The organism is Anatilimnocola aggregata, assembly GCF_007747655.1.
Classification (GTDB): domain Bacteria; phylum Planctomycetota; class Planctomycetia; order Pirellulales; family Pirellulaceae; genus Anatilimnocola; species Anatilimnocola aggregata.
The window spans coordinates 7,861,902-7,874,130 of sequence record NZ_CP036274.1 but is presented as its reverse complement, the minus strand read 5'-3'; the positions used below and the strand labels follow the sequence as shown (position 1 = coordinate 7,874,130).

General features: G+C 58.3%; 12 protein-coding genes. 9 read left to right on the top strand and 3 right to left on the bottom strand.

The annotated features are described in order from the left end of the window. Positions 1 to 56 precede the first annotated feature (56 nt). Positions 57 to 1,499, bottom strand: a complete 1,443-nt coding sequence (locus tag ETAA8_RS29965; RefSeq protein ID WP_145097692.1) for a DUF1598 domain-containing protein — start codon at positions 1,497 to 1,499, stop codon at positions 57 to 59. A 444-nt stretch (positions 1,500 to 1,943) separates the two neighbouring features. On the opposite strand from ETAA8_RS29965, the gene rpmF reads away from it, so the two are divergent. The 5 genes from rpmF to rpsR all read left to right on the top strand — a co-directional run bounded on the left by rpmF (position 1,944) and on the right by rpsR (position 6,262). Beyond that, on the top strand, positions 1,944 to 2,126 hold the full coding sequence (rpmF, locus tag ETAA8_RS29960) for a 50S ribosomal protein L32 (RefSeq protein ID WP_145097689.1): 183 nt from the start codon (positions 1,944 to 1,946) through the stop codon (positions 2,124 to 2,126). A 15-nt stretch (positions 2,127 to 2,141) separates the two neighbouring features. Continuing rightward, positions 2,142 to 3,053, top strand: a complete 912-nt coding sequence (gene fabD / locus ETAA8_RS29955) for an ACP S-malonyltransferase (RefSeq protein ID WP_145097687.1) — start codon at positions 2,142 to 2,144, stop codon at positions 3,051 to 3,053. A gap of 76 nt (positions 3,054 to 3,129) precedes the next feature. Continuing rightward, entirely contained in the window at positions 3,130 to 3,900 is a 771-nt protein-coding gene (gene fabG / locus ETAA8_RS29950; RefSeq protein ID WP_145097684.1) for a 3-oxoacyl-[acyl-carrier-protein] reductase, read from the top strand. Between the two features lie 129 nt (positions 3,901 to 4,029). Then, positions 4,030 to 5,727 carry an amidohydrolase gene (locus ETAA8_RS29945; protein ID WP_145097681.1) on the top strand — a complete coding sequence of 566 codons (1,698 nt, stop codon included), beginning with the start codon at positions 4,030 to 4,032 and terminating at the stop codon, positions 5,725 to 5,727. 199 nt (positions 5,728 to 5,926) lie between these two features. Beyond that, on the top strand, positions 5,927 to 6,262 hold the full coding sequence (gene rpsR, locus ETAA8_RS29940) for a 30S ribosomal protein S18 (RefSeq protein ID WP_449224059.1): 336 nt from the start codon (positions 5,927 to 5,929) through the stop codon (positions 6,260 to 6,262). 151 nt (positions 6,263 to 6,413) lie between these two features. Here rpsR and ETAA8_RS29935 read toward each other — a convergent pair whose 3' ends face one another. After that, complete coding sequence (locus ETAA8_RS29935; protein WP_145097678.1) at positions 6,414 to 7,637, bottom strand: HEAT repeat domain-containing protein; 1,224 nt, start codon at positions 7,635 to 7,637, stop codon at positions 6,414 to 6,416. A 262-nt stretch (positions 7,638 to 7,899) separates the two neighbouring features. Between ETAA8_RS29935 and ETAA8_RS29930 the strand changes: the two genes are divergently transcribed. The 4 genes from ETAA8_RS29930 to ETAA8_RS29915 all read left to right on the top strand — a co-directional run bounded on the left by ETAA8_RS29930 (position 7,900) and on the right by ETAA8_RS29915 (position 10,645). Beyond that, positions 7,900 to 8,103 carry a hypothetical protein gene (locus ETAA8_RS29930; RefSeq protein WP_145097676.1) on the top strand — a complete coding sequence of 68 codons (204 nt, stop codon included), beginning with the start codon at positions 7,900 to 7,902 and terminating at the stop codon, positions 8,101 to 8,103. A gap of 129 nt (positions 8,104 to 8,232) precedes the next feature. After that, positions 8,233 to 9,189, top strand: a complete 957-nt coding sequence (locus ETAA8_RS29925) for an RING finger protein (RefSeq protein WP_145097673.1) — start codon at positions 8,233 to 8,235, stop codon at positions 9,187 to 9,189. A gap of 25 nt (positions 9,190 to 9,214) precedes the next feature. Next, positions 9,215 to 10,012 carry an RING finger protein gene (locus tag ETAA8_RS29920; RefSeq protein ID WP_202921349.1) on the top strand — a complete coding sequence of 266 codons (798 nt, stop codon included), beginning with the start codon at positions 9,215 to 9,217 and terminating at the stop codon, positions 10,010 to 10,012. Between the two features lie 9 nt (positions 10,013 to 10,021). After that, positions 10,022 to 10,645 carry a CPBP family intramembrane glutamic endopeptidase gene (locus tag ETAA8_RS29915; RefSeq protein WP_145097668.1) on the top strand — a complete coding sequence of 208 codons (624 nt, stop codon included), beginning with the start codon at positions 10,022 to 10,024 and terminating at the stop codon, positions 10,643 to 10,645. A 20-nt stretch (positions 10,646 to 10,665) separates the two neighbouring features. On the opposite strand, the gene ETAA8_RS29910 is transcribed toward ETAA8_RS29915, so the two are convergent. Continuing rightward, positions 10,666 to 12,111 (bottom strand): hypothetical protein, encoded by a 1,446-nt coding sequence (locus ETAA8_RS29910; RefSeq protein WP_145097665.1) that lies wholly within the window; start codon positions 12,109 to 12,111, stop codon positions 10,666 to 10,668. Positions 12,112 to 12,229 lie beyond the last annotated feature (118 nt).

Sequence of the window (12,229 nt, the reverse complement as noted above, 5' to 3'; positions counted from 1 at the left end):
GAAGAGAAATCGGTTGAGGTACAAATGAAAGGGACAAAAATGAACTGGGCGGAAGACTAATCCCACCACCATTGATTTTCCGTGAGCTTGTCGGTGGTGACTTTGTTGCGAACGGCTTGCAGCTTGCCTCCATCATCGGCTACCCGATATTGAGGTTCAAGCGCCGTGCGAGCTTCGATGTGCACGCCGCCACCAATCGGGAAAGCGGTTTGGCTCCCCTTCTTCAGCACCGAACAGGCCGTTTCGACCATCTTGGGCGTTTCGCAAGTTTCGACTGGATACTTCTTCTCGTCGCCAAAGTGCTCCATCTTCCAGGCGCACTTGCCATAATAATCTTGCTGTTGAATAAAGGCAGCTGCGACCGAGCAATCGATTAAATTCCGCAGCTGACCATAAACAGGGCTCCGCTGGGCCAATTGAGCATAGTTGGTCGTAAACTGCTGACAGAATTGTTGGCTGGCTTTGTTCTTGCCACCAGCTGCAGCCACACGTGTGCCATCGGCCTGCACCACTTCGTCTTCACCAATCAACTTGACGCCATCGCCGACCAATTCCATGGCCAGTTCGTCTTCGCTGACCTTCACACATTCATAATTCGGAGTGAAGAACCATCGTTGCATCGCATTGCCGCGAACCGTGGCTGCCGTGGCCAGCGAAGCATAGCTGGGAATGCGAACTGGCGGCTGTTCCAGTCCGATGCCAATCAATTTCATGCGGTAGTCAGCTTCGACCAGCACTTGCGCGAAGTGAGTCTTGGGGGACAGGCCGCGAATGGTGACCACTTGCAGGCCGAGTGCATTGCGAGCGCCTTCGGCAATGCGAGCTTCGCCACCGGAGGGGAGACGGCCATGAAAGCTGGCGAAGAACTTTTGCAGATTTGCGAGGCCTTCCTGCGTGGCATCGATCGAGCAAGCAATGATTTGGGTCGGTTTGCCTTGTGGCGGATAGGCTCGCAGGGCGACGACCAAATCTTGAAGTTCGACAATCGCCCGACCGGAGTTCATGCCAATCATCCGACCCGAGGGATCGGCGACGTAGCCTTCGGCAGGACCAGCGATCACGATGTCGCGAGTCTCGGGATAAAAGAAGACGTACTGAGCGCGGGTCAGGCCGGCCAGATACTTCATTTCGTCGGTCGGACCCTGTCCATTGGCCGCGCGCTGAGCAATGGCTGCTTCCAGGCGATTAAGCGAAACCTTGCGCAGCGGAGCTTGCTGGGCGAGATTGCCAGGCAGGCGAGCGCGGGCTTCCGCGATGCGGCGCATCGTCAGTTGGCCATTCGGTTCGTCAAAGCGGCGCATCTTCAGCGTGCCGTTGGGGTCGATCAAGACACCAGCAGCACCGAAGCCGCCGCCCCCACCACCTCCGCCGTTATTACCGCCGCCATTATTGCCGCCGCCATTGTTACCACCACCGTTGTTATTCTGGGCGACCGCTGCACCAGCTAGCAACAACGTGAGGCCGCAAGCGACCAAGAAAGGACGAGAAAGAGTGCGCATTAGTGAGCCTTGTTCCGATGAGACGAAAGTTGGAGCGTGCGAGATGGGCGATTCGCGTCTGGTCGAGTGGCTGGCGATTAGTTACTGCGCACGGTGAGAAGGCAGCGGCGGTCCGCTGATCAAAACAGGCTCAAATTGACCAATCGCGAGCGTCAAGATCCTCCCAGGTCCGCCCGCCCCTGCGCGGCAGATACCTTCGCTCGGCCTTTATCCTAGTTGGTTCCCGGCAAAACGCAACGAAATAGCGGGAGGCGAAATCGGAGCGAATGCGGTTCGGACAGGCGAAATCGTCGCTAGAACCGTTGGCCAGTCGCGGTTGGGTCGATTAAAACGCCTTGACAGGTCTTGATCGCAGCCCTAAATTCGGTCGTTTCTCTGCAAATCCTGGTTAGCAGACGGCTGCCCGTTTTTTCGCGGTTCCGTCGGTAGTTTCGAGAAGAAGTCATGGCTGTACCAAAGCGACGACATTCCAATTCGCGGACCGGCAAACGCCGCGCTCACCACGCCAAAAAGGCCAAGCAACTGTCGTTCTGCCCAAAATGCAGCACGTCCACGCTGCAACACGTAGTTTGCGAAAAATGCGGCTACTATATGGGCCGGGTGATTGTGGAATCGGAAGAGACCTAAAGCGGATCGCTGGTCTTGAGCAAGATTGCAATACTCTTTCCCGGGCAAGGTGCACAGGCAGTCGGCATGGGCCGACAGTTAGCCGAAACACTCCCCGCTGCGCGGTCGCTGTTCGATCGCGCTAACAGCGTCTTGGGCTACGATTTGGCCCAATTGTGCTTCGAAGGCCCGAGCGAAAAGCTCGATTCCACCGTGCATAGCCAGCCGGCCCTGTATGTTTGCAGTTTGGCCGCCCTCGAACAACTCAAAGCCACCAAGCCGGAAGTCGCCAACGAAGCCCAAGCTGCCGCGGGCCTGAGCTTGGGTGAATACACGGCGCTCGTCTTTGCCGGCGTCATGTCCTTCGAAGACGGCCTGAAAGTTGTGCAGCAGCGTGGCCAAGCCATGCAAGATGCCGCCGATGCCGTCCCCAGTGGCATGGTCAGCGTGCTCGGTCTGACCATCGAACAAGTCCAAGCTCTGTGCGACGAAGCTCGCCAACCGGGCGAAGTGCTGCAGATCGCCAACCTGCTTTGCCCAGGCAATATCGTCATCAGCGGCCACAAGTCGGCCTGTGATCGCGTACCCGAACTGGCCGAAAAAGCTGGGGCGATGAAGACCATTCGTCTCTCCGTCGCAGGTGCCTTTCATACGTCGATCATGCAACCCGCGGTGCAACGCCTGGCTGCCGCCCTGCAACATGTGCCGCTCACTCGCCCACGCATTCCCGTGATTTCGAATGTCGATGCTCTGGCCCACGACGATCCGCACGAGATTCGCCACTTGCTGGTTCAGCAAGTCGTATCACCGGTTCGCTGGGAAGATTCGATGCGGTCGCTGCTCGGTCAAGGCTTTGCCCCCTTCTGGGAAATTGGTCCCGGACGCGTGCTCCGCGGCCTGCTCAAGCGGATCGATCGCAAGGTCGCCGCCGAAGGCATTGAAGCGTAAAACTTTTCCTGGAGTTCGCTGCTCACCCTCGCTGACGCGTCGGGCTACTTGCGGACATTGATAAGGATAGAATTCGATGGCCGACAATCCCTATGACAGCTTGAAGGTCGATCTCAGCGGACAGATTGCGGTCGTCACCGGCGCCTCGCAAGGGCTGGGCAAGGCGATTGCCGTCGCCTTGGCCAAGAGTGGCGCGAAGGTCGCTTGCATCGCCCGCAATGCCGAAAAATTGGCTGCCACCGTGGCCGACATCACCGCGGCTGGCGGTCAAGGTGAAGCCTTCCCCTGCGATGTGCGCGAGTCTTCTGCCGTCGATAAGTTGATGAACGACATCAACGAAAAGTGGGGCCGCATCGATATTCTCGTCAACAATGCCGGCGTCACGCGCGATACGCTCCTCCCCGTCATGAGCGACGAACAATGGGACGAAGTAATCGCCACCAATCTCCGCGGGCCGTTCCTTTTTGCCCGTGCCGCCAGCCGCCTGATGATGCGCCAGCGCTATGGCCGGATCATCAACATGTCGAGCGTCAGTGGCCTGATGGGCAACGCTGGGCAAACCAATTACTCGGCCTCGAAGGCTGGTTTGATCGGCTTCACCCGCAGCATGAGCCGCGAGTTGGCCAAGCGCAAAGTTACCATCAACGCGGTCTGCCCCGGCTTCATCGAAAGCGAAATGACGAAGATCCTCGGCGATGTCGTCATCGAAGAAGCCAAGAAGCGCATCCCCGCTGGCCGCGTCGGCAAAGCCGAAGATGTCGCTGCCTGCGTCCTGTTTCTCGCCAGCCCCGCAGCGGGTTACGTCACCGGCGCGGTGCTGACCGTCGACGGCGGCATGACAGGGTAGTTGCCTGGTGTGAAACAACTTTTGTGTCTTTGAATCGCCGCGCATTCTGCGTGGCGACCCGTTAGAATCCGCCAATCGTGCCGGGCTCATTACGCTTGGCTGTGGAATTCACGCGGAAGGTCATTGGCCATGCACAGGCATTCGCGCCGAAGTTTCGTCCACTGGGCTTCACTGGCCGCGCTCGGACTGACGGGCGGAGTGCCGGGCCGAAGCTTTGCCCAAGAAGTGGCAGATGGTTCTGCGGGGCTCGACCTAGCCATCGTCAATGCTAACATCCACACCGTCGACGATCGCCAGCCAAAAGCAGCGGCGCTGGGGGTGGTCGATGGACGCTTTGCCGTCGTCGGCAGTACGGCCGAAATTCGCGCGATCGTCACGCGTCGCACGCGGGTGATCGATGCGGAAGGAATGACCATCGTTCCCGGCTTCATCGATGCGCATACGCATCCCGCAGCTGCGGGTGCCGAGCACCTGATGTATGTAAATTGCGATCACCGCAGCATCGCGGAAATCAAGGAGGCGATTCGTCACCAGGTCGCGAAGACTCCCGCGGGAGAATGGGTCATTGGCTTCAAGTACGACGATACGAAGCTGACCGATGGACGACCACTACTCCGCACCGATCTTGATGAAGCGGCACCCAAGCATCCGGTGCGCGTCACGCATCGGGGCGGACATACGGCCATCTACAACAGCGTGGCATTTGAGCGCGCAGGGATCACGAAAGATACGCCCGACCCAGCTGACGGCAAGTTCGGCCGCACCAGCGCCGGCGAATTAAGCGGCTATGTGGCCGAAAAAGCAGTCGACCGAATCAAACGGCTGCCGATTCCGTCGCGCGCTCAGGCGCGCGATGGTGTCAAAGTGATCTCGCAGTTGATGACTGCTGCGGGGCTCACTTCGGTTCACGATGCCGACGCCGATAAATCGAACTTTCTCGCCTATCAAGATGCCCGCGAAGCCGGCGAGTTGCTCTTTCGCGTCTACGTCATGGCCCACGCAAGTTTATTCGATTCGTGGCTGGCAGCTGGTTTACGCACGGGCTTCGGCGACAACCACCTGCGCATTGGCGGGCTCAAGTTGTATGCCGATGGCTCGGCTTCCGAGCGGACAATGCGGATGTCGAAGCCTTACATCGGGCGGCCCAACGATTTTGGCCTGCTGGTGACGACACAGGACAAGTTGAACGAACAGGTGCTCGCGGCGCACGAAGCGGGCTTTCAAGTCGGGGTGCATGCCAACGGCGATGTCGCCATCGATATGGTGCTCAACGCCTTTGAGTTGGCCAACCGTCTGCGGCCGCAGCGAGACCCGCGGTTCCGCATCGAGCACTGCACGCTCGTGAACGAACTGCTGCTGGAACGAATGGCCAAGCTCGGGGCGATTCCGACTCCGTTCTATACCTACGTCTACTATCACGGCGACAAGTGGGCTCAGTACGGCGAAGAACGGACGCGTTCGATGTTCGCCCATCGGTCGTTTCTCGATCACGGCATCAAGGTGGCAGGTGCTTCCGACTATGTGCCGGGCCCCTTCGAACCACTGATGGCCATGCAAAGCATGGTGACCCGGCGCGACTACAAAGGGCGCACTTGGGGCGAGAATCAAAAGGTCGCCGCTGCCGAGGCCCTGCGCATTTGCACGTTGCACGGGGCCTACGCGTCGTTTGAAGAAAAACAGAAGGGTTCAATCACGCCCGGCAAACTCGCCGACTTCGTCCTGCTGGCCGCGGACCCGCTGACCGTCGATCCGCAAACGATCAAAGACATTAAAGTCGTCCGCACGGTGATCGAGGGAAAAACCGTCTATCCGCTGAATGCGGAGTGACGCAAAGTACTTTTTCCGAAAGCACTTACGCTGACGGGCGAAATTTGCCGATGATGCTCAGCCGATGCCAAGAAACGGCTGGAATGTGCCTTGCGTTAGCGGCTAAAGACCGTAAAATCACAGATTCCCAATTTTCAAGTTCTCCGGCTAGCTAAGTCTCGCCGGCGTATGACCATGGAACTTTAAGAGCGCACAAGTTATGTCGATGTACAGCGGTGGTGGCGGCGGACGAGATGGTGGCGGTGGCGGCGGACGCTTTGGCGGTCCTGGTGGCAAGGGTGCCATGCGCAATAAGAAGCGCCCCAAGGCCCGCATCAAGATTAAGAAACGCGATCCCATCTTCGTCAATGGCGAACGCCCCCGTCCGATTTTCGTCGACTATAAGGACATCGAGCTCCTCAAGAAGATGATCAACCGTCATGGCAAGATCGTCAGCCGTCGCAAAACAGGCTGCACCGCTCTCAGCCAACACGCCGTTGCAGTCGCGATCAAGCGAGCCCGCTTCATGGCCCTGCTCCCTTACGTTGGCGAATAATCGCAATCAGCAGGCTCGACTAGTAACCGCAATTAGCGCCCGCAATCTGAAAAAATCCAAGCCCGCGACGGCCAACCGTTGCGGGCTTTTTTTGATGCACGCGCTCTACTTACTGAACACAGCTTACTGAACCCAGCAACGCAGGCGATTGCTACTCACCGCGGCGCAGGTCGGCGGCGACGGTCGACTTGTTGGAGAGAAACCAGCGCCGCCACGAGTCTTTGTCGTAGGCGAAGTTGACGCCGGGATGAATCGATGCCAGGGCGGCGAGAACTTCTTCGTTCTGCACGTCGCGCTTATAGACCTGTGTCTTCTGCCCCATGCTCAGGCCACCCATGCCGCCGGAGTCGCTTCCTAGCGTGGCGCTCATCTGACCAGGGTTTCCCTTCACCACCAGTTTATGCGTGGTAACGAGCGCGTCGATCAGCGCTTGCGTGGCACTCAGACCGCCCATCACGTGCAAGCCGACGGCCGCGCGACGGACGATGTGATTTTCCTTGCTCTTCAGTTCTTTGATGTAAACCGGAATGGCTCGGTGGGGCGCTTGGCGTTTGATCTCGGCCAGGCAGCGTTCTCGCACGTTTTCGTCCACATCGTGAATCGACAGGCGAATCAACGTGTCGAGGGCCGAACCCGGCGGCAACTTGCCGATGACGTCCAGAAACATCATCCGTACCGGTTTGGGCAGCGTCTCGTCGGCCAAGGCATCGGCCACGGCGCTCGCGGCAGCTGGGTCGCGAATGTTTTGAATTCCCTGCACGGCATCGCCGCCGTACTTCTTGCTATCGAGATTGCCGAGCCAAATTTTGAGCTGCTTGCGCCATTGCTTATCGGCCACTTCAAATTCGCGAGCCCGCGCTTCGATCTCAATCTCTTGCGGCAACTTCCATTGCCCGGCCGATTTCACATAACCTTGCCGCAGCATGTATTCGTCGGGCTTTAGCCAGCCCCCATTCGGAAAGCGACCGTAACCGAGTGCGAGCCGCGCTTCTTCGTGATCGGGCTCGAGTTTAATGATTTCTTCGAGATGAAACTTCCGCTGCGACAGCAACTGAGCATCGCGGCACCACAGGGCCATTTGCAGATGCCCAGCCACGCTGGCGGGCGATTTGTGCAGCAGGTCTTCGTACTGCTTTTGCACGTCCGAAGTGGCCAGCACGCGTTGTACCTGCGGTCCTGCCAGGGCGAGTTGCACGCCAGCGAAGGTCCGCAGCACGTAATCGTCAGCTTGGGTTCGTTGCGGGTTCAGCCATTGCCCTTCCACGCGACCGCCGGAACGGAGCAGAAAGACCTCGCCCCGCGCGGGATTCGTCCCAGTGAGAGCGAGACCGCAGGCCAAGCTGCTGACGAGAATGAATGAACGAGCCGCACTCATGACTAGCTCCCGCTGGCGCAAACGCTAGAGCCCCTGACGTTTGCCACCTGCCGACTCTGTTTAGTATAAGCGGCAGCCGCCAGTGAGGCCAATTTTCGCCGGATTTTCCCGCCATTCCGATTGTAAGAGCGAATTTCAGTAACAACTCGCTCGCGGGCACGCCTAACAGAGAAGCAACCCAACAACCGTGGTTAAATCGGCCAGCCAGCCCGATAATTACCCGGCCCGATCGTTACAAAGCCATTTGCACAAGGAACGGAACATGACGCGCGGAATCTTGATCCTGGTCGGATTGCTGCTGGCCGTTGCCTGCGTCGACACTATGACCGTCTCGGCGGGGAACTCGAAGAACCCCTACTCCAGTTACAACATCAGCGGCGTGAACTACGGCGCTCAGCAATGGGACCGAACCCACGGCAAGAGCACCGGCAAAAGCTCCACTTACGGACGCCGCGGTCGACGCTAGATCGCGATTAGCACTGGGAACAAGTTCAGTCGTTCTCCTCACTACCGCTGGTCGCTAGCAGCGCGCACCCGCGATTGCACAACTGGCCCCCTGCATCTCACAATGACAAGGGACTGAAAGACCCGGTTCGTGTTTACAACGCCTGTGCTGAACCTGCCGGGTTCGGGCGTTGTCCCTGCAGGCAGCGATGCCTGCGAGAGGGGAGTGGCGGTGGAGTGCATTGGGGTTTTACTGCTGGTTGGTTTGGTGGTCGTGCTCGCCGCATTTGGTGTCTTCAGCCAAACAGCAGCCCGGTTCGAGCGCTGGAATAGCGCCTTGGCGGCCGTGGCTCAGCGGTTCGGCGGCACTCTCACCCGCGGCGGTTGGTTCAGCAATCCCATGCTGCGAATTCCTTACGGCACGACCTACGCGCGGCTGTCCGTCTATGCGATGCCCGGCTCCTCGGGGCGCAAATGCCTCGAAATGATCGTGCAGTGGTCCGATATCGATGTTTTCGTGGCTCTCGTCCCACGGCTGACGCGGCGGCAAATCGCGGTCGACCTGCGCAACTTTTCCGAGGTCGAATTTGATTGGGACGACTTCCGCGCGCGCTGGACCGTCTGGGCCGAAGCGGCCGACGAAGCGCGCTTGCTACTTAGCACTGGCGTGCGCGTCCAACTCGAACGCGTGAGCAAGAGCCCCGACGCCAGCGAAACCGTCGTCTTGGTTTATCCCGGCTGGCTCGTCGTTCGCAAGGTTTGGGAATCGTCGCGCACGCACGACCTGGAACGTTACGTCGAAATGTCGCTCGGGCTGTACGACCAACTGCTGCTGACCAAGAGCGAGGGAATCGAGTTTGTGGCCAGCGATGAGCCGCAGATCATCGATCAGGCGAATTGTCATATCTGCGGCGAACGGATGCTCGGCGAGATCGTGGTCTGCCGCCGTTGCCAGACGCCGCATCACCGCGATTGCTGGGAGTATGCCGGGGGCTGTGCCACGTATGGCTGCCGCGAGACAATCTATCTGGTGCCGCGGCGAGGCATCTCACAGCCCGCGCCGGCCAGCGATGAATTACCACCGGGTCGACCGAGCAAACCGCGCTAAAAACCTCTCTTCGTTGTTTGTCACCGTGGATAACTTTTTTCCCATCGTCGTCATCATGGCCTTCGTGGCGATTGTGATCGTCATTTCGGCCCTCACGCAAGCGAATCGTCGGCAGTCGCTCGAAGCGGTGGCCCATCAATTTCGCGGCAGTGTGCAAGAGGGAAACTGGTTCAGCTATCCCGAGGCTACGTTTCGCCTTGGCGGCACTACAGCCAGACTTCACTACACCAAGCGCGGCAAGCATGGCCGTAGCACTCATCTGACAATTCCGTTTCCCGATCCTCGCTTGCGATTGGAGATCTATCAGCAGGATTTGGTGCAGCAGATGAAAAAGCTGCTGGGGATGGAAGACATCGAGATTGGCTCGCACGAATTCGACAATGCGTTCATCATCAGTGGTAGTCACCGCAAAGTAATTCGCGAGTATCTGACGCGCGACGCCCAGTTGGCGATTCAGACGCTGGCCCATTACTCGGCTGGCTTTTCTCCCGACTTGTATTTGCTGGTCGCCAACGGTTCGCTTCGCATCACCAAGCGGGCCAACTTTCAAACCGAAGCAGAGTTGACTCGTTTTCTGCGACTAGCGGAGCAAGTCTTCACGGCGCTCGTGGCGTCGCGCCAAACGGGCATCGAGTTCATTTCGCCGGTCACCACCCAGGCTCCACCAGAGACTCAATGCCAGGTTTGCGGCGAATCGCTCGCTGAGAAGATCGTCTATTGCACGAGTTGCCAGACGCCCCATCATCTCGACTGTTGGCAGTATTTTGGTTCGTGCAGCGTCTATGCTTGCGGACAAAAGAAGTATCGCCTCGCCAAGAAATGATCCTTCCGCATGCCTGCCACTGCCGCGCAGCGATTTGTGCTGATTACCGTTTGCTTCGAAGGAGCATTGGCGGTTCTTGCGCTGGGCCTCGGTTGGCTGCTCGGATTTTCTCCCTGGTATGGCGTGCCTCCCGAGGGCTACGATCTGGTGCGGGCGAGTCGCGACATCCTCTGGGGACTATTTGCCACAGCGCCGCCGGTGCTTGTGCTGTTGGTCGAAGATCGAATCCCTGGGCAGCCGCTGCAGGCGGTCAAAGACCAAGTGACTGACCTTTTGGGGCGAGTTTTAGCGGGCGCGACGGCGGGAGAATTGTTGTTGATCGCCTGTCTTGCCGGCATTGGCGAAGAACTCCTCTTTCGTGGCTTCTTGCAGGCCGGGCTTGTTCACTTGTTGCCGGGTTCTTGGGCGGTCTTAGGTTCGCTAGTGATTGCGTCCGTAGCGTTTGGCCTCTGCCACTTTTTGAGCCGCACCTACTTCGTGCTGGCGACCATCGCCGGGCTTTACTTCGGCATGTTGATGCTCGTGAGCGGCAGCATTGTGCCGGCAATCATCGCCCACGCGTTTTACGACTTTGTCGCGCTCGTCTATCTGGCCGACGAAAGCCGGCAAGCTAATAACAACATGGGTTGTTAGCTAATTTCATCTCGGGCTACTTATTTGCCGCGCGGAACGTAGTCCTGTTCTAGTTGTTTCAGTCCTTCTTCAACGGAGGGCGTCAATTCGACACCTTGAAGCTGCGACATATCGGCCGCGGCGATCATCTTTTCGTGCGGGCTATGTTGCTCTTGCTCGCGGAGTCGCCAGTACATGAAGCCCACAAAGAAGAGCGAAATTGCCAGGGCACTGGCGACCATCGTCAAAATGACTGGCCAGCTGTACTCCAAATTTCGGGCGGCCGATCGCGCATCGGGCGAGTTTTCCGGTATCCAACTGACCGTTTTGGCAATCAAGAGCGGCGCGGTGTAAGTGCCGTCCAGGCCCAGATAAGCTTGCCGCTTGAAGAAGTAAGCGTCGACAACCACATCTTCATGTAGTTTCGTCAGGCTCCCATCCTGGGCGCGCTCGTTGACTTTGGGAAAGCCAGCAGGAAGCTCGGGCAAATGGACCACGATGGGAGAGTTCGGGCCACCTTGGGGATGAATCCACAGCACGTAGTAATCCTTCAAGTTCCACGGATTGTGAACCGCGGTCGCCTTCCAACCTCCGCGCACAATGCCGCGGATTCGAATCGGATCGCCTCGATAGTGTGAACTCTGCTTGAACATTTGCAGATAGGTAATCCCCTTGAGCGATTGCTTGGCGAGTTCGTCAGCCGAACTGTGCTGCGCCTGAGTCATCAGGCGGAACCAGATGTCGCTTTCGTTGGGTCGGAGCGGAGTGTCGTCCTTAATCAGATTTAGCGCCAGTCGATCGAGCGACTTTTGAAACGCTTGCGCTGCCTTCAATTGCTCGTCTTGCAGCGGAACTCCTTGCGCGGCCGCTTCGAGTGGCGGACGGGTGCTCACCGACCACCGCTCGTTCACTTCGCGCAGCACTTTTTGCCAGGCATCGCGATCGTCGGGCTTTAGTTCGGCCAACGATTGAAATGCCGATTCGCCATAAGCATTCCAGTTTTCATTTAACTTCACGACAAGCTTGCTGGCTTGATCGAGGGCAGCGGGACCGAGTGTGTGCTCGCCGCGCGCCTGGGCGAGAATCTCGAACAGCAAGGTCCGTTCGGTTGGGTCGAGCTGGCCGTAGATATCCTTCCAACCTTGACGCCAGGCCAATTCAGCTGCGTCGGGCTCGGTCGCTTCCGGTTTCTCGACTATTGGTTCTTCGACTGGCTTGCTGGTCTGCACGATGGTTCCCGGCTCATCGTGGGCAGTTCTGCTGAGCTTCGGTTCCAGCCGATTCTTCACGTCTTCTTGTTGCGTTTCCAAACGCCAGAACCAATCCCAACTTCCGGGTTGGCTCCAGCGTTCGGCAATCCACAAAATGCCGATGAGCATGGCCACCAGAGCAAACAATTTCAGTTTGACGGAACGGTCTTGGTAATTTGGCGGCGGAGTCCGGCGGAACTTGAACTTCGGCTTGGTTTCATCACGTTTGGGAAACATGGCAAGGCGCTTCGAAAGAGGTTCTAGCAAGGCGAGGCCGGTGCGGACTGAAAAGGGCTAAACTCAATTCTAACGATCACGTGAACGTGGGGAAATTTAAAAACGCGGGACTTCCCCT

Coding starts and splice junctions, on each gene's coding strand:
- ETAA8_RS29965 (WP_145097692.1), bottom strand. CDS start 1,499: ATGCGCACTCTTTCTCGTCCTTTCTTGGTCGCTTGCGGCCTCACGTTG.
- rpmF (WP_145097689.1), top strand. CDS start 1,944: ATGGCTGTACCAAAGCGACGACATTCCAATTCGCGGACCGGCAAACGC.
- fabG (WP_145097684.1), top strand. CDS start 3,130: ATGGCCGACAATCCCTATGACAGCTTGAAGGTCGATCTCAGCGGACAG.
- ETAA8_RS29945 (WP_145097681.1), top strand. CDS start 4,030: ATGCACAGGCATTCGCGCCGAAGTTTCGTCCACTGGGCTTCACTGGCC.
- rpsR (WP_449224059.1), top strand. CDS start 5,927: ATGTCGATGTACAGCGGTGGTGGCGGCGGACGAGATGGTGGCGGTGGC.
- ETAA8_RS29935 (WP_145097678.1), bottom strand. CDS start 7,637: ATGAGTGCGGCTCGTTCATTCATTCTCGTCAGCAGCTTGGCCTGCGGT.
- ETAA8_RS29930 (WP_145097676.1), top strand. CDS start 7,900: ATGACGCGCGGAATCTTGATCCTGGTCGGATTGCTGCTGGCCGTTGCC.
- ETAA8_RS29915 (WP_145097668.1), top strand. CDS start 10,022: ATGCCTGCCACTGCCGCGCAGCGATTTGTGCTGATTACCGTTTGCTTC.
- ETAA8_RS29910 (WP_145097665.1), bottom strand. CDS start 12,111: ATGTTTCCCAAACGTGATGAAACCAAGCCGAAGTTCAAGTTCCGCCGG.